Origin of the sequence: Nocardia sp. NPDC051787, assembly GCF_040681325.1 — a bacterium.
Taxonomy (GTDB): Bacteria; Actinomycetota; Actinomycetes; order Mycobacteriales; family Mycobacteriaceae; genus Nocardia.
In genome coordinates this window covers 314,506-330,997 of record NZ_JBFAYO010000004.1, presented here as the reverse complement: position 1 = coordinate 330,997, position 16,492 = coordinate 314,506, and the positions used below count along the sequence as shown (strand labels likewise).

The following is a 16,492-nucleotide window of genomic DNA, read 5'->3' as shown; positions in this document are numbered from 1 at the left end:
CCATTCCGAACCCGGAAGCTAAGCCTGCCAGCGCCGATGGTACTGCACTCGACAGGGTGTGGGAGAGTAGGACACCGCCGGAACATCCTTCACGAAAGGCCCTCGACACAGTCGAGGGCCTTTCGTCGTTTACCGGGAAAGCAATGGTTTGATGCGGTCGCGTCCACTGATCCTCGTTTACCCGTTTCGCCCGGCAGTCAGCGCGGCCGTCAAATCGCGCGCCGTCGCACGAGTCGCCTCGATGAAATCATCCCGTTCGCGTCGAGTCGTCGCCGTACGCAATGGTCCGAGCTGAACCTCGTACGCCGCACTGCCGTTCGCATCGAAAACCGGCGCCGCGAGATAACTCAGCGGCAGCACCTCATCCGAATCCAGCTCTGCCCGGCTGAACGGTCGTGACGTGAGTGCCGCGAGCTGACGAAGAGCGCGAGTACGTAGATGCGGTTGCAACAGCTCGGATCCCACCGCGCCGAGCAGGTCGGCGAGCAAGTCGACCATGCCCGCGTCGTCGGCGCGGGGTCGGAACACGGCGACGCCGCGATCGCGCACCAGTGCCAGCAGAGCGCCGGCGATGCGCCGATCCGTGTCGGTCGCGGTGCCAAGCCACGTGTTCTGCTCGCTGGCCGAACGCCACGGCATCACACTCGCCCCCGCCGGGAACTGCAACGGAATGCGATGTCCCACCGGGATTCCGGGCACCACGCGGTCGGAACCATGTCGTACGTCGAGCACGGTGAGCCGATCGGGCTCGATGCGGCTGAACGTCGCGCCATACCCGGTGCGGGCGGCCAGGGCGCCGAGGATGTCGCCGACGCCGCGGGGCAGCGCCGCACCGTGCAATCCCGCCAGCGCGGGTCCGACGCCGTAGCCACGAGCAGGGTCGCGCACCACCCAGCCCGCCGCGTCCAACTCGGTCAGGATCGCGGTCGCGGTCGCCCTGGCGATGCCGAGCCGCTCGGCGATGCCCGCGACGCTGATCGGCTCACCGGAGGTCGCCAGCAGCGAGACGATGTCGACGACTCGCCGTGTCGGCGGCGACGCGGAGCGATCAGGCATGGCGAAACCTCTTGTCCCAGCTCTGGCGAGCGGCTTACGATGACGAATATTAGATCACGAGCTGTCGAATATTCGACGGGTAGGGAGCCTGGATGATTCTGGATCGGTTCCGGATCGATGGACAGGTCGCCATCGTCACCGGCGCGGGCCGAGGTCTCGGCGCGGCGATCGCCGTCGCGTTCGCGGAGGCGGGCGCGGACGTCGTCATCGCCGCGCGGACCAAGAGCCAGCTCGACGAGGTCGCCGAGCGCGTTGCCGCCGCCGGACGGCAGGCCCACGTGGTGCCCGCGGACCTGAGCGACATCGACGCCACGGCGGCTCTCGCCGCGACGGCGGTCGAACGCTTCGGGCGGCTGGATATCGTGGTCAACAACGTGGGCGGCGCACTGCCGTGCCCGCTGCTGGACACGACACCTGAAGCACTGACCGATGCGTTCACCTTCAACGTCACCAATGCGCATGCCTTGGTTCGTGCCGCGGTGCCGCGGATGCTGGAAACCGCTGGTGGCGGTTCGATCGTGAACATCACCTCCACCATGGGTCGCCTACCCGGGCGAGCCTTCGCCGCGTACGGCACCGCCAAGGCGGCCCTTGCCCACTACACCAAGCTCGCCGCACTCGACCTGAACCCGCGTATCCGGGTGAACGCGATAGCGCCCGGCGCGATCCTGACCTCGGCGCTGGAGATCGTCGCCGGCAACGACGCGATGCGGACCGAGCTGGAATCCAAGACCCCGCTGCACCGCATCGGCGAACCCGACGACATCGCCGCCGCCGCGCTCTATCTGGTTTCGCCCGCGGGGAAGTACCTCACGGGCAAGATTCTCGAGCCCGACGGCGGCTTGATCATCCCGAACCTCGACCTCCCCATCCCGGATCTGTGACATGACATATCGCGTAGTGCAATGGGGTACCGGCAATGTCGGCAGGCATGCTTTGGCGGGCGTCATCGCCCACCCCGACCTGGAATTGACCGGCGTATGGGTCTCCGGTCCCGCCAAAGACGGAGTGGACGCGGGAACGCTTGCGGGCCTGGATCGTTCGGTGGGCGTCACCGCGACGACCGATGCCGAGACCTTGCTCGCGTCGCGGCCGGACTGCGTCGTCTACTGCTCGATGACCGACAACCGGCTGTTCGAGGCCGTGCAGGATCTGCAGCGCATTCTCGCCGCGGGAATCAATGTCGTCGCCTGTGCCCCGGTGTTCTTCCAGTACCCCTATGGCGTGCTTCCGGACGAACTGCTGAAACCCGTGCAGGAGGCTGCCGCCCAAGGGAACTCGTCGCTGTGGGTCAACGGCATCGATCCGGGTTTCGCCAACGACTTGCTTCCGCTCGCGCTCGCTGGCACCTGCCTGCGCATCGACCAGGTGCGTTGCCTGGAAATCGTCGATTACGCCAGCTACGACAATCGCGAGGTCATGTTCGACATCATGGGCTTCGGCAAGCCCGTCGACGACATCCCGATGCTGTTGCAACCCGGCGTGCTCTCCCTGGCTTGGGGCGGCACGGTCCGCCAGCTCGCCGCGGGAATCGGCGTCACCCTCGACGCCGTCACCGAGACGTACGAGCGTATCCCCGCGCCGGCGTCGTTCGATATCGCGACCGGGCATATCGCCGAAGGCACCGCTGCCGCCTTGCGTTTCGAAGTGCGCGGCATGGTCGGCGACGCGCCCGTCACGGTGCTGGAGCACGTGACCCGCCTGCGGCCCGACCTGTGCCCGGACTGGCCGCAGCCGGCCCACCCCGAGGGCTCTTACCGGGTCGAGATCACCGGCGAGCCCAGCTACGCGATGGACCTGGTGGCCTCGAGCCGGAACGGTGACCACAACTACGCGACCCTGCTGGCCACCGGCATGCGCATCGTCAACGCCGTTCCCGCCGTAATCACGGCGCCGCCCGGGATCCTGACCGCACTCGACCTCCCATTGATCACCGCACCGGCGGACCGCCCGAGCCGTTGAACCGCACGGGCTGTGCCGGGTGATTCGGCACGCCCGGTTCCCTCGTCCGCCTGCCTGGCGAGCAGCGCCGATGACAGGTCCGGCGCACAGCGCGCGCTTTCGGACTATCCGGCGGCTAACGCGGACAGTGCCCGTTCGACGTCGTCGGTGCTGTTGTAGAAGTGGAAGGCGAACCGCAGCCCGCCTGCCCGCGCTGAGGCGATCACATTCGCCTCCTCCAGCCGCGCTGCCGCATTTGCCGCGCCGGGCACGGAGACGATGGGGGAGCGCGCCACGACGGGCTGGAATCCGAGTTCACGCAGGCCTTCGCGGAATCGGTCGGCCAGCTCCAGGTTGTGCGCGCCGATCTTGTCCATGGTGAGTTCCTCGATCAGCGACAGTCCTGCCAGCGCGGCGATGACGCCGAGCCAGTCCGGGGTCGCGTCGAAGCGCCGTGCCGTCGGAGGCAACGCGACCGGACGATAGAGCTCGGCCCAGCGGTTCTCGGCGGCGTACCAGCTGGACCCGACCGGCCGCAGTTCGGTGACGAACTCCGGCGCCGTGGCGAAGAACGCGACGCTGCGCGCACCGATCAACCACTTGAAACTGGCGCAGACCCAATAGTCCGCGTCGGCGAATCGCAGCGGCAGCCAGCCCGCGGCCTGAGTGGCGTCCACCAGCAGCCGCGCGCCATTGGCCCGGGTGGCAGCGCACAGCTCTGCCAGATCGGTGACGCGGCCGTCCGCGGACTGGACCACGCTCACCGCGACCAGCGCGGTCTCCGGTCGCACCTGCGCGGCCAACTCCGGCAACGGAACGAAGCGCACGACGAGATCGCCGCGATACACGAAGGGCATGGAAACCGAAGAGAATTCGCCCTCCGGCAACAGCACCTCGGCCCCCGGCGGCAGTGCCGCGGCCACCGGAGCGATCAGGCCCGCGATACCGCCGCCGAGCGCGATGTCGTCGGCGGTCGCGCCGTCGAGCAGGCGGGCGAACCCGGCCCGCAGGTCGGGCACCAGGAGATCCAGCGACGACCCCGGCCCGCTTCGGCCCGTGGCCCAGCCGGCGCCGGCGTCGCGCACGGCGGTGAGCGCTCGGGCGGAGGGCAGACCGTAGGAGGCCGTGTTGAGGTAGGTGGTTTCGAGCGTGTACTCGTCAGGCGCTAGGGAGGGCATGTCCGCAGCATCCGCCCGGCGCACCGGTGCCGTCCAGCGCCACCGCCGGGATAGTGGACCGATTTTCCGGCTCGGCGCGCCCGCTATTTCTCGGATGCCCACATGTTGGATAGCAACTGGAAGCTGGGTATGTCCGACAGTGCCTGCATGGATTCGTAGATGCGCTCGTACCCGGTGGAGGTGATACGCCACCGGCCATCGGCGTCCCGGCGGTAGGTGTCGGTGTAGTACCCGGCTCCCCTGATCAGCACGCCGTACTCGGTGGCGATCACGGTATCTTCGAAAGCCCATGAGCCTGTGGCAGTTTCGCCGTCGACACGGATCTCCGGATGGTTGGCGACGTGCACCGTGACGACCGAGGGCCCGAGATTCTCCCGCATGAACGCGGTGATGGCGTTGCGGCCGTCGAGGTGCAACGGCCGGCCCATGGCGTGGGTGCCGTAGCGTCCGGTCGCGTCCGCGGCGAGGGTGTCGGCGAACTCGTCCCACTTCTTGAGATCGAGGGTGCGAAAGTAGCGGTACTTCAGCTGGCGGACGGCTTCGATGACGTCGAGATCCATCCGTCGAGCCTGGCACGCGGGGCCACGTCAGACAAGAACGCGTTCTATTGCTCGGCGTCCGCCGGAGTGTCGAAGCCGGGAGTGATCCGGCCGGTGTCGAATCGGCACGATCGGGTACCCGGATCATGGGCGCCGTCGTGCGGCCACGAGGGCGTCCGTGGAGCCGACCTCGTCACACAACCAGGGGAACTCGTGATGACCCACCGTCCCACCACCCACGACGCACACCGGGACACCACCATTGATCAGGACCTCGCCCTGAAAGCGGCCGCCGAGCGCTTGGAGGACGAATTCGACGGCGTGGTCAGCGAAGCGGCGATCGAGGATCACCTCCACTCGTCGTACGACCATTTCGCCGATCACGCCTCCGTCAGGAATTACTTGCCGCTGCTCGCCGAGCGTTACACCCGCGAGTGCCTTGTTCAACCTTGCGGAGTCCGCACAGGGATCCGATTAGCCGCGGGCAGGTCCGTACCCTGCACCGACCGCTGGGCGTAGCCGTCCGATCGCTGGTGGCTCGTCGAAATGATCCGTGAATCGCCCCTGCGCGAGGCGATTACTTCTAAGCTCTACGCGAGCGCGTGTGGAGGTTGGTTATGGCGGTCGAGGCGACGACCGAGCCCGAGTCCGAGGAATTATCGACCGGATCAGGACCGGTCCCGGCCAGGACCGGCCAGCCTCCGGTGTCGATGATCGAGCGGATGACGCTGATACTGGACGCTTTCGACGGCGCGACGCCGACGCTCACCCTCGTGGGACTCGCCGAGCGCACCGGGCTGCCGCGGTCTACGGTGCACCGCATCCTGGACCAGCTGATCCGGTTGCGCTGGCTGGCGCACGCACCCGGCGGTTATCGGCTCGGCATGCGTACGCTCGAACTGGGTGGACTTGCCGCCGATCACAACGAGATCCGTGATGTGGTGAATCCGCTGCTGCACGATCTGAGTCAGCAGACCGGCATGGTCGGTCACCTCGGCGTCCTGGACGGGCTCGAGGTGCTGTACCTGGACAAGGTCGGCCGGTTTGCCGCGACCGTGCCCACACGGCTCGGCGGCCGGATGCCCGCGCACAGTACGGCACTCGGCAAAGCGTTGCTGGCCACGCTGGAACCGAGCATCGTGGAGGCGTCCTTCCGTGATCGCCTCCCGCAGCTGACCGCTCGTACCCTGGCCGACCGTGCCGAACTACACCGCGAACTCGGCCGCATCCGCAATCGCCAGGGTATCGCCGTTGACAATGAGGAGTCGGTTCCGGGTATCGCGTGTGTGGCCGTGCCGATTCGGCGGCGCGGTGCGGCCGTGGCGGCGGTGTCGTTATCGGGTCGGATCGACCGGACGACGTTGGATACCGCGTGGCTGGCCCAGGTGCTGGTCGAGGTAGCCCACGAAGCGGGACGCTTGCTGTTTCCCCGGCACGTGCGCTGGCGTTAGCGTTCCTGGGCTCGGCCGGAAGAGTGGCGGCCAGAGTTCTTCCGAATCATTTCCGATCGACAGCGATGCCGTGGGGCGAAATGCTCGAAATTTGCCTGTCACTTGCTGAACGGTGTGTCTTTCACTGTGAAGAATTTTCGTTCGCGGTGTGTGCGGGCGGCGGGACTGCTTTCCTGGAGAAGTCAGGATCGACAGTCCGCGAGTAGGTGAGCCGGAGTCGGGGAGCGATGCACCGGATACCGATCCAACAGCGACCATTCCGATCCGAATGGCTATGGTTCGCGGCAGGTGTGCTGGGCACCGTCGCCGCCGTGGTCTGGCTGGCGCGGCCGTCGGCGCCCGGGTGCGGCGCCAACCACGAGGCGGCTGCGACGTCGCGATTACCCGTGGTAGCCGTCACTTTTGCGCCGGTGGTGTCCGGCGAGGAACGGTACTCCGAGTTCGGCCGGACGGTGTGTTGGCTCCGCGACCTGCCGACGGACAGCTCCCATGCCGGAGTGTCGACCGCGGAGTACGGCCGCGCCGATCGGTGTGGCGGGTATCTCGACCTCCAGGCTCGGCACGGGCACGTGCCTTCGCTCGTCGGCGGCTGCTCTGAATGCGCTGCGAACCAACGGGATGCGAGTGCGTCGACCTTCGTGCGGATCGCCGATTTCTCCGACGGTGTGGCCGGAGTCCGGTACCGCTCGGTGGGCGACCCCCGACCGGCGCCGGACCCGAGCTACCAGATGGCGCCGGACTCGTCCGCCTTCTGGTTCGCCGTCCTGTTCGGCGGCACGGAAAACGGCGGGAGATGATTCGGCCTCAGGCCAGTTTCGCGGCCAGCGCACGCCCGGCGGCGCGGCCGGAGAAGATGCACCCGCCGAGGAAGGTGCCCTCCAGCGCGTTGTAACCGTGCACACCGCCGCCGCCGAACCCGGCGACCTCACCCGCGGCGTACAGGCCGGGGAATGCGGTGCCGTCCGGCTTGATCACCTGCGAATCCAGATCGGTCTGCAAGCCGCCGAGGGTTTTCCGGGTGAGGATGTTCAGCCGCACGGCGATCAGCGGACCGGCGGCCGGATCGAGGATCCGGTGCGGTTTGGCCACCCGGCCCGCCTTGTCGCCGAAGTACCGGCGCGCGTTGGTGATCGCCATCAGCTGACTGTCCTTGGTGTACTTGTTGGACAGTTCCCGGTCGCGGGCGATGATCTGGCGTTCCAGGTCGTCGTAGTCCAGCTGAGGTCCGCGAGCGATCTTGTTCATGCCGTCGACCAGCTCGCGCAGCGTGTCCGCGACGACGAAGTCCACACCGTGCTGTTTGAACGCCTCCACCGGCCCCGGTGCGCCTTTGGCGACTCGGCTCTTCAGCGTGAGTTTGAGGTCCTTGCCGGTGATGTCCGGGTTCTGCTCGGAGCCCGAGAGCGCGAATTCCTTCTCGATGATCGACTGGGTGAGCACGAACCAGGAGTAGTCGTAGCCCGACTTCAGGATCTCCTTCATCGTGGTGGTGGTGTCGAATCCGGGAAAGCACGGGGCCGGCAGGCGTTTTCCGTTCGCGTCGAACCACATCGAGGACGGGCCCGGGATGATCCGGATGGCGTGGTCGGGCCAGATCGGGTCCCAGTTGACGATGCCCTCGGTGTAGTGCCACATCCGGTCCCGGTTGACGATGGCGCCGCCCGCCGCCTCGGTGATGCCCAGCATCCGCCCGTCGACATGCGCGGGCACTCCGGAGATCAGCGTCTCCGGGCATGGGCCGAGCCGCTCGGCGGGCCAGTTGCGCCGGATCAGCTCGTGGTTGTGACCGATCCCGCCGGAGGCCACGATCACGGCCTTCGCGCGGAACTCGAACTCGCCCACTTTGTTCCGGGACGAAGCACGGCCCCGCTCCAGATCGGTGTCCTCGAGCGCGGTGCCGCGTACGCCGACTACCGCGTCGTCGGCCACGATCAGCTCGTCCACCTGGTGGCGGAAGCTGAACTGGACCAGCCCGCGGCGCTCGGCCTCGAGCACCGGCTCGGCGAAGACCCGGACCACTTCGGGGCCGGTACCCCAGGTCAGGTGGAAGCGCGGCACCGAGTTGCCGTGCCCGTGGGCCAGGCCGCCGCCGCGTTCGGCCCACCCGACCAGCGGCGTCACGCGCAGGCCGAGCTCACGCAGGTAGTCCCGCTTCTCGGTGGCCGCGAACCGCACGTACGCCTGCGCCCACTGCCTGGCCCAGTGATCCTCGTCGTCGCGGTCGAACCCGGCCGAGCCGAGCCAGTCCTGCAGGGCGAGATCGTAGGAATCCTTGATGCCGAGGCGGCGCTGCTCGGGACTGTCGACGAAGAACAGCCCGCCCAGCGACCAGAACGCCTGGCCACCGAGATTGTTGCGGTTCTCCTGGTCGAGCACATGCACGGAGCGACCGGCCTTGACCAGTTCGTGAGTGGCGACCAGGCCGGCCAGCCCGGCGCCGACGACGAGGACATCGGCCTCCGGCGCCACATCGGGACTGCTGTGGGACATGTTCATCCTTCGGTTGCGGTGCTGTAGGCCAGCACGACGTGGTGGAAGAGTTCGGTGCGCCGCTCCCGCGCGACGCGGCTGTCCGGCTCCAGCAGCACCTGCACGCTGGTGCCGTCGTGGACGGCGATGAGCGCCTGGCCGAACGCGTCCGGGTCCGGCACCGTGCGGCCGCTGCGCGCGAGCGCCGCGACGATCGTCGGCATGAGGGCGGCGACGATCGCCTCTTCGCGCGCGGCCATCACCCGGCGCAGTGCGGGAGTGCGCAGCGCGTGCGCGGTGAACTCGGCGGTGATCCGGTACCAGCCGTCGTCGATCGGCACCGCTCGTTCCAATCGTTCGACGGCGGTGCGGACATCGTCGGTGCCGTCTACCGCGATCTGGTCGAGGATGGCCCGCGCCTGGGCGAGCATCGCCGTCGAGCGATCCTCCCACATAGCCAGGAACAGCTCGTCCAGCGAGCTGAAGTTGGAGTAGAACGCGCCACGGGTGAAACCGGCGCGATCGCAGACCCGCTCCACGGTGGCGCGGCCGAATCCCTCTTCGGCGAAGGCCTCGTAGGCGGCGGTGAGCAGCCGGTTCCTGGTTTCCGCGCGCCGGCGGGTGGCCCGGGCGGGGGCGGCCCGTACGGCATCGGACGTCATCGGGCACCTCCTCGGGTCGCCGGAACCGGCCACTGGATACACAAATGTATTCGATACGGAAACGTATCAGACTTGGTTACAGGGTGGGACCGAAATCGCCGAGTAGGGTGAGTCCGGCGTATCCGGCCTGGTCGGATGCCCCTTCCTGGTGGAGTCGATCGTGGGAGGTGATCCGACGATGAGCGAGCGAACGATCAGCACAGCCGAGCACTTGCTTGTAGCGGAGCAGAGCGTTGGGGAGGTGCGGGCATGAGTGAGCGCAGCGAGCGAACGTCGGACGCGGCCGAGCGCTCGCTGGTGGCGGAGCCGAGCGTCGGCGAGGTGCCCCAATGAGCGAGGTTCGCGGCGGTGCTGCCGAGATGCGCTGCTGGCGGGTGCGCAGACCCGGGCCGATCGCCGCCGGACCGTTGGACGCGGAGCGCGCACCGATCCCGGAACCGGCCCGCGGCGAGCTACTGGTCCGTGTGCTCGCCTGTGGTGTGTGCCGGACCGACTTGCATGTGGCGGAGGGTGACCTGCCGGTGCGCCGTGCGGGGGTGGTGCCGGGGCACGAGGTGGTCGCCGAAGTCGTCGCGCTCGGGGTGGCGGCCGAAGGGGAGGGGTTCGCCGTCGGGGATCGGGTTGGCATCGCCTGGCTGCGGCATACCTGCGGGGAATGCAAGTTCTGCCTGCGCGGGGCCGAGAACCTCTGTCCGCGTTCGGCCTACACCGGCTGGGACGCCGACGGCGGCTACGCGGAGTTCGCCTGCGTGCCCGCGGCGTACGCGCTGCGTCTGCCCGCCGGTTACACCGATGCCGACACCGCGCCGCTGCTGTGCGCGGGCATCATCGGGTATCGGGCCCTGCTGCGGGCGTCCGTGCCGCCGGGCGGGCGGCTGGGGATCTACGGCTTCGGCGGCAGCGCTCACATCGCGGCCCAGGTCGCCGCCGCGCGTGGCGCCGAGGTGCACGTGATGACGCGCGATGCCGCCGCGCGCGAACTCGCCACCGCCCTCGGCGCAGCATCGGTGCAGGGCGCGGCCGATCCGCCCCCGGTGCAACTCGACTCGGCGATCCTGTTCGCACCGGTCGGGGAGCTGGTGCCGCCCGCGCTGGCGGCGCTCGATCGCGGCGGGGTTCTCGCCATCGCGGGTATCCATCTCAGCGATATCCCTCCGCTGAACTACCAGCGGCATCTGTTCCAGGAGCGGGAGATTCGCTCGGTGACCGCCAACACCCGCGCCGACGCCCGCGAATTCCTCGCTTTCGCAGGAGAACACCGGATACATCTGACCACGCACGGGTACTCCCTGGATATGGCGGATCGGGCGCTGACCGATCTCGCGCACGGACGATTCACGGGCGCAGCGGTTCTCGTTCCGTAAGTGGGCAGAACACGATTCGGCGCTGAGTCCGTATCGGTCGGGTCGCATTCCTTGACGGGGTTTGGAGACGTTCTTACCTTCGCGTATATAGCCGAGCAATAGTCACTGACAACAGTCACTCGGCTATCTCACAACGGCGTGAGTGTAGGTGAGTACGATGGCCAACCGGAAGGTAATTCATTTCGAAAAGTGGCGTGTGGTAAGGGCATTCGCTGTGCTGCTGCTCGTCGCGGGGTTCGGAGCGGCGACCGGATTGCACGCATGGGCGATGCCATGTGCGGCAGTCGATGTCGTCGTCGCCAGGGGCACCCATGAACCCGGGCATCTGGGTTCGGTGGTGGGCGACCCGCTCTATGCCACACTCCGGCAAGCACTTCCGGTGAGTTCGGAGTCCTACCGGGTGAACTATCCCGCGGATCTGCTCGATCCGTCCTCGATCAGCCGGGGCACCCAGGACATGACCGCCCACCTGCTGTGGCAGGCCGAGATGTGCCCGGGCCAGCGGTTCGTCCTGGTCGGCTTCTCGCAAGGGGCCGTCGTGACGCACGGGGTACTCGGCACGGGCATCGTGACCGCGCTCGGTGGCATCCACTCGCTTCCAGGGGAGCTGGAATCCCGGGTGGCGGCGGTGCTGCTGTTCGGCGACCCCGTCCATCTGCTCGGGTGGGGCGTTCCCGGGCACTACGCTTGGCGGACCGGAAACTACTGCACCAGCGGTGATCCCGTCTGCGAGGGCGGCATCCATCCGGCCGCGCATACGAACTACGGGTGGGCGATGTGGCCCGCCGTGCAGTTCGCGGCGTCCCGGGTGTGAATCCGCGGAATCGGGGATGCGCGGTTGGGGGCCGCCCTCGGGCGGCCCCCAACCATGGCATAGCCAACTCAGCCGGGACGCTTACCTCTTCCGCACGCGGGTGGCCTGGAAGCGGAAGCTGTCCTGTTGGGCGGCCTCGTAGTCGAACTCCATGGCCTACCTACCACTGCAACCCGGGGACGACGCGGGCGACGCGCGCCGCGGGCGTGGGCAGGGCCATGAGCGGCATGAACACCGGGGCCAGTACGGACAGCGGGCTGCGGTCCGGCGCGGTGTCGGAGTCGGCGGGTGCTGCACCCGCGGGCGCGTGCTTGTTCTCGCCTTGCGCGGCACGCGATTCCCCGAACATGCGGAAGCCTTGGTGCATGATCTGCCGCTTGACCGACGGCATGAGCAGCTCGACCGCTTGGGCGAAGGTGCCGACCGGCGTGTCGATGCGGTGCGGGCGATCCTCCAGCGCGCGGATCACGATGGCGGCGGCCTGCTCCGGGTCTGGAACCGGAAGCGAGCGGTACAGGTCGGTGGGCGCGATCATCGGCGTGCGCACCAGCGGCATCCGCACCGAGGTGAACGTGATTCCGGCATCCCGATTCTCGACCGCGGCGATCTCGCTGAAGTTGTCCAGCGCCGACTTGCTCGCCACGTACGCGGCGAACCGTGGCACCTTGGTCTGCACCGCGATCGAGGAGATGTTGACCACGTGCCCGAACCGGCGCGCCCGCATGGACGGCAGCAGGCCGAGGATGAGCCGCACGGCGCCGAAGTAGTTCACCGCCATGGTGCGCTCGAAATCGTGCATCCGGTCGGTGGAGTTGAGCACCGAGCGGCGGATCGAGCGGCCCGCGTTGTTCACCAGGTAGTCGACGTGACCGTGGTCGTCGAGCACGCACTGCACGAGCTTCTCGACCGCTTCGGAATCGGTGATGTCGCACGGATAGGTATGTGCCACACCGCCTTCCGCGCGCACGGCCTCGGCGGCAGCGGCCAAGTCGTCGTGTCCGCGGGCGACCATGAGCACGGTGGCGCCGCGCCGGGCGACCGCGTGCGCGGTGGCCAGTCCGATCCCGGAGGACGCGCCGGTGATCAGCACGACGCGGCCGGCGAGCGGGTCACCCTTGATCGACACGCGACCGCGCTGCGGATCGAGGTGCTCACGCCAGTACTGCCACAGGCGCTCGGCGTAGCTGTCGAACGACGGCACGGTCAGGCCGGCGGCGCGCAGCTGGGCGCGGGTGGAGTCGCTGATGAACTCGGCGGAGAACGAGGTGTGCGGAGCGACCTCGGCCGGAATGCCCAACTGCTCCAGCAGGAAATCGCGCACGGCGGGCAAGCCCGGGATCTGCGCCAGCCCGCTGAGCGCCAGCCCGCTGCCCGGCACCGTGCCGACGCCGGTCGGCGCACCCGCCGCCGCGGCGAGCGCGCCGTAGATCTCGCTGAACGGCTGCGGCTCCGGGTTGACCAGGTGGAATGTGCGCCCGTCCAGGCCGGGACGGCGGATCAGTTCGACCATGGCGGCCGAAACGTAATCGACCGGAACGATATTGGTCGCGCCGAGATCGGGCAGCGGCATCGGCAGGTCGGACGGCAGCGCGCCGAGTTTCGCGATGGCGCTGAAGAAGTAGTACGGGCCGTCGATCTTGTCCATCTCGCCGGTGCGGGAATCGCCCACGATGATGGCGGGCCGGTACACCCGCCACCGCACGCCGCGCGCCTGGCGCACGAGCTTCTCGGCGGCGAACTTGGTGCGGTGGTACGGCGAGGTCAGTCGCTGTCCGAGGTCGAAGTCCTCTTCGAAGAACTTGCCTTTGTGGTCGCCCGCGACGGCGACGGATGAGACGTGGTGCAGCACCGCGCCCAGCTCGCGGGCCAGCGCCAGCACCGAGCGGGTGCCGGTGACGTTGGCGGCGTGGGCGGTGTCCTCGTCGGCGGTCATGTCGTAGACGGCGCCCAGGTGGATGACGTGGTCGGCGCGCGGCGCTTCGGAGGCCAGTCCGAGGCCCTCGGCGGTGAGATCGCCGATCAGCGCGTAGACCCGTTCCGCGCCGCGCCAGCCCCCGGCCAGCTCGGTGAACTTCGCCAGGGAGGTCTCGCGCACCAGCACGTGGACGATCGCTTCGGGGTCGTGATCCAGCAGATCTTGAACGACCCGCCTCCCCAAGAATCCGGTTCCGCCCGTCACGATGTAGGTCGCCATCGCACTTCTCCTGCCGTTCACTCGAACCATGTTGTCGCACAAGTCATCCGGCATGCGGCAGTGAATGCGGAGAGCTGTGATCCGGCCCCCGGTGAAGTCGTCGGGCCGAAAGTAGGAACACCTTCGTCCTGACTTATTACTGAACAGTAATCGACCGCGTGGGCAACCGGCAAGCGATCATGGTCTGTTCAACCTGTGGGACTGGTCACCGTCTGCCCAGGTCAAACGGTATGTGTTACAAAGATTTCCAGTTACCGCGATTCTGGTCAAGTGTCCAGCAACTTGGTAGCGTCCGGTGTGGCTACTTCCACTCGGCTACTTCTTCTCGACGCGGGCGGTCGGCGCCTGCAGCGGCGGCTTGTCGCGTAGGAAGGTTTCGAAGGCGTCCACGTCGGCCGGCCCCGCGGCGGTGTCGGTGCCTTCGGTGAAGACGGTGAACCCGTCGCCGCCGGAGGCGAGGAAGCTGTTGGTCGTGATGCGATAGGTGGCGACGGGATCGAGCGGCCGGCCCGCGACGCGAACGCTGTCCGCGATCACTTTCCGGCCTGGGGGAGCGGTGTCGGAATAGGCGTAGGTGAGACCAGCGGTGGACAGGACGGTCGGCTTGCCGGGATTGTTCCACTGCTGTTCCAGCAGGCGCAGGATCTGGCTGCCGGTCAGCGTGAGCGTGACGACCTGGTTGCCGAATGGTTGAACGGTGAAGATGTCGCCGTAGGTGATGGGACCCTGCTTCAGATCGGCGCGCACACCGCCGGGGTTCATGAACGCGGCGACGGCCGCGGCCGGGCCTGCGGTCACCGACAACATGGAATCGGCGATCACGTCGCCCAGCGGCGAGGTACCTGCGGGGCCCGGGCCGTGCGGGAGGGCGTCGGCGGTCGCGCCGACGACTCGGCCGGCGCGCGGCCGTGCCTGCTCGGTGTAGAAGTCGATGAGCGCGTTCGTCCGATCGTCCGGCGTCACCTCCCGCGACACCACTCGGTTGACCGCCGAAGCCTGGACGCCGTCGGCGTCGAAACGTAAGGTGATGTCGCTGATCAGCCGTCCGTACGAGGCCGCCTGGGTGACCACCTTGCCGCCGATGACGCACACATAGGGCTGATGGCTGTGGCCGGTGATCACCGCACGCACCGCCGGGTCGACCCGTTCGGCCAGCCCGGTGACGTTCGGCGTGATGTTCGCGCATCCGTTGTAGTCCAGCGGCGCGTCCCGCTCCGGCCGCTGGGAGCCGCCGTCGTGCACGAGCGCCACGATCGCCTCGGCGCCCGCGGCCTTCATCTCCGGCACGTAGCGGTTGACGGCGGCCGCTTGGTCGCCGAACAAATATCCCCGAATGCCCTCGGGCAGCACGATTTGCGCCGTTTCCGGCGTGACCGTTCCGATCACGCCGATCTTGTGCCCGCCGACTTCGAGCAATGTCCATGGGCGCAGCGCGGGCGGCAGGTTGCCCCGGGCGTCGGCGACGTTCGCGGCCAGGTACGGGAATCTCGCGCCGGTGAACGGCGCGCCGGGAGAACATCCGTCCAGAGCGCAGCCGCCCTGCTGCAGCCGCGCCAATTCCAGGACGCCGGCGTCGAATTCGTGATTGCCGACCGCGGATGCGGCCACTCCGGCGTTGTTGAGGAAGGTGATCGTGGGCTCGTCGTGGAACAACCCGGAGACCAAGGGGCTGGCTCCGATGTTGTCTCCGGCCGCCAGCACGACGCTCGCCGGATAGGCGGCCTTCAGACGCGCCAGATGGGTGGCGAGATAGGCCGCGCCGCCCGCGTCGTATCCCGTGACCTTGCCCGTGGACCCGGTCGGCGGCTGCAAGTGTCCGTGCAGGTCGTTGAAGCCGAACAGGTGCACCTCGTCCGGTTGCGCGGGACGCAGATCGTTCGTCGAGATCAGCGGCACGATCGGTGGTGCAGACGAGGCGGGACCCGCACTCGGATCGGACGCTGCGCCACAGCCCCCGAGCAGACCGATACCAACAAGACCGGCAAGAATCACGGCGATGCGACGGCGCGCTCTCATGCCACGACTGTCCCATGTCTCGCGCGTCCGCGCAGGGGAGCCGGAAGTCCCAGCGGCGCACGGCAATGCGGATGAGGCTACTGGGCGGCCGGGAACTCCTCGGCGAGCTCCTGGAAGACCGCGGTGTTCATCGCGAAGGCACGCTTGCCCTCGTCGAGCACGCGGCGGCGTTCCAGATCGTCGAGCGGGAGGCGGTCGAGCAGGCCGCGGTACTCCCGCTTGAACGCCGCGGGATTGCCGACGCCGTCGAAGACGTAGAAGCGGACGCCGTCGCCGCGGTGCGGCAGATTCCACAACTTCTCCGCGGTGCCGCGGATGACCTGTCCGCCGGACAGATCGCCGAGGTAGCGGGTGTAGTGGTGGGCGATATAGCCCGCGGGCCAGTCGCGGGCGCACTCGTCGATGCGCTCGGCGTAGGCCGCGGTCGCGGGCAGCGGTTCCAGGCCGGTGCGCCAGCCGGGACCGATGAGATGGGTGAGGTCGCGCTCGAGTTCGGCGGTGCGGGCGAGCTCGGGCCGGATGAACGGTCCGGCGGTCGGGTCGTCGGCCAAGATGTCCCAGCGCCGCTCGAGCGCGCGGTAGATGAACCAGAGTTGACCGGTGTAGCGGTGATAGGAGTCGACGCCGAGCGCTCCGCCGAGCATGTCGCTCATGAACCGCGAACTCTCGGCCTCGGCATGCTGATCCGCGGTGGCGGTGCGGATCTGCGTCGAGAACGGTACTGCTTCCGACATGCCGAACCACCTCACCTCAGACCGGGGCCGCTGTCGAATTCGGCTACCCTGACCAACTCGATTAGAGGGTACCG

General features: G+C 68.1%; 15 protein-coding genes. 7 read left to right on the top strand and 8 right to left on the bottom strand.

Annotated features, from left to right (window positions below; genetic code table 11):
* Nucleotides 1–177: 177 nt before the first annotated feature.
* Nucleotides 178–1,056: a helix-turn-helix domain-containing protein gene (locus tag AB0M45_RS06750; protein WP_364323655.1), complete on the bottom strand. Its 879-nt coding sequence runs from the start codon at nucleotides 1,054–1,056 to the stop codon at nucleotides 178–180.
* A 92-nt stretch (nucleotides 1,057–1,148) separates the two neighbouring features.
* On the opposite strand from AB0M45_RS06750, the gene AB0M45_RS06745 reads away from it, so the two are divergent.
* Nucleotides 1,149–1,940, top strand: a complete 792-nt coding sequence (locus tag AB0M45_RS06745; RefSeq protein WP_364323653.1) for an SDR family oxidoreductase — start codon at nucleotides 1,149–1,151, stop codon at nucleotides 1,938–1,940.
* A gap of 1 nt (nucleotide 1,941) precedes the next feature.
* Nucleotides 1,942–3,018: a diacylglycerol kinase gene (locus tag AB0M45_RS06740; RefSeq protein WP_364323651.1), complete on the top strand. Its 1,077-nt coding sequence runs from the start codon at nucleotides 1,942–1,944 to the stop codon at nucleotides 3,016–3,018.
* Nucleotides 3,019–3,122: 104 nt separating this feature from the next.
* On the opposite strand, the gene AB0M45_RS06735 is transcribed toward AB0M45_RS06740, so the two are convergent.
* Both AB0M45_RS06735 and AB0M45_RS06730 read right to left on the bottom strand, forming a co-directional pair.
* On the bottom strand, nucleotides 3,123–4,175 hold the full coding sequence (locus tag AB0M45_RS06735; protein ID WP_364323649.1) for an aminotransferase class V-fold PLP-dependent enzyme: 1,053 nt from the start codon (nucleotides 4,173–4,175) through the stop codon (nucleotides 3,123–3,125).
* Nucleotides 4,176–4,258: 83 nt separating this feature from the next.
* A complete protein-coding gene (locus AB0M45_RS06730) occupies nucleotides 4,259–4,735 on the bottom strand; it encodes a nuclear transport factor 2 family protein (RefSeq protein ID WP_364323647.1) in 477 nt (158 codons plus the stop codon).
* Nucleotides 4,736–4,930: 195 nt separating this feature from the next.
* Between AB0M45_RS06730 and AB0M45_RS06725 the strand changes: the two genes are divergently transcribed.
* The 3 genes from AB0M45_RS06725 (at nucleotide 4,931) to AB0M45_RS06715 (ending at nucleotide 6,962) form a co-directional block, all read left to right on the top strand.
* Nucleotides 4,931–5,233, top strand: a complete 303-nt coding sequence (locus AB0M45_RS06725; protein WP_364323645.1) for a three-helix bundle dimerization domain-containing protein — start codon at nucleotides 4,931–4,933, stop codon at nucleotides 5,231–5,233.
* A gap of 98 nt (nucleotides 5,234–5,331) precedes the next feature.
* Nucleotides 5,332–6,165 carry an IclR family transcriptional regulator gene (locus AB0M45_RS06720; RefSeq protein ID WP_364323643.1) on the top strand — a complete coding sequence of 278 codons (834 nt, stop codon included), beginning with the start codon at nucleotides 5,332–5,334 and terminating at the stop codon, nucleotides 6,163–6,165.
* Nucleotides 6,166–6,455: 290 nt separating this feature from the next.
* Nucleotides 6,456–6,962, top strand: a complete 507-nt coding sequence (locus tag AB0M45_RS06715; protein WP_364323641.1) for a hypothetical protein — start codon at nucleotides 6,456–6,458, stop codon at nucleotides 6,960–6,962.
* Nucleotides 6,963–6,969: 7 nt separating this feature from the next.
* Here AB0M45_RS06715 and AB0M45_RS06710 read toward each other — a convergent pair whose 3' ends face one another.
* Together AB0M45_RS06710 and AB0M45_RS06705 are read right to left on the bottom strand one after the other, a co-directional pair.
* Entirely contained in the window at nucleotides 6,970–8,661 is a 1,692-nt protein-coding gene (locus AB0M45_RS06710; RefSeq protein WP_364323639.1) for an FAD-binding dehydrogenase, read from the bottom strand.
* Nucleotides 8,658–9,296, bottom strand: a complete 639-nt coding sequence (locus AB0M45_RS06705; protein WP_364323637.1) for a TetR/AcrR family transcriptional regulator — start codon at nucleotides 9,294–9,296, stop codon at nucleotides 8,658–8,660. Before AB0M45_RS06705 ends, AB0M45_RS06710 begins: the two co-directional genes overlap by 4 nt.
* Nucleotides 9,297–9,655: 359 nt before the next feature.
* On the opposite strand from AB0M45_RS06705, the gene AB0M45_RS06700 reads away from it, so the two are divergent.
* Nucleotides 9,656–10,660 (top strand): zinc-binding alcohol dehydrogenase family protein, encoded by a 1,005-nt coding sequence (locus AB0M45_RS06700; RefSeq protein ID WP_364323689.1) that lies wholly within the window; start codon nucleotides 9,656–9,658, stop codon nucleotides 10,658–10,660.
* Nucleotides 10,661–10,817: 157 nt separating this feature from the next.
* Complete coding sequence (locus AB0M45_RS06695; protein WP_364323635.1) at nucleotides 10,818–11,474, top strand: cutinase family protein; 657 nt, start codon at nucleotides 10,818–10,820, stop codon at nucleotides 11,472–11,474.
* 160 nt (nucleotides 11,475–11,634) lie between these two features.
* Here AB0M45_RS06695 and AB0M45_RS06690 read toward each other — a convergent pair whose 3' ends face one another.
* The 3 genes from AB0M45_RS06690 to AB0M45_RS06680 all read right to left on the bottom strand — a co-directional run bounded on the left by AB0M45_RS06690 (nucleotide 11,635) and on the right by AB0M45_RS06680 (nucleotide 16,418).
* Entirely contained in the window at nucleotides 11,635–13,668 is a 2,034-nt protein-coding gene (locus AB0M45_RS06690) for an SDR family oxidoreductase (RefSeq protein WP_364323633.1), read from the bottom strand.
* Between the two features lie 315 nt (nucleotides 13,669–13,983).
* Entirely contained in the window at nucleotides 13,984–15,684 is a 1,701-nt protein-coding gene (locus tag AB0M45_RS06685; protein WP_364323631.1) for a 5'-nucleotidase C-terminal domain-containing protein, read from the bottom strand.
* Nucleotides 15,685–15,761: 77 nt separating this feature from the next.
* Nucleotides 15,762–16,418, bottom strand: a complete 657-nt coding sequence (locus AB0M45_RS06680; protein ID WP_364323629.1) for a biliverdin-producing heme oxygenase — start codon at nucleotides 16,416–16,418, stop codon at nucleotides 15,762–15,764.
* Between the last annotated feature and the right edge of the window lie 74 nt (nucleotides 16,419–16,492).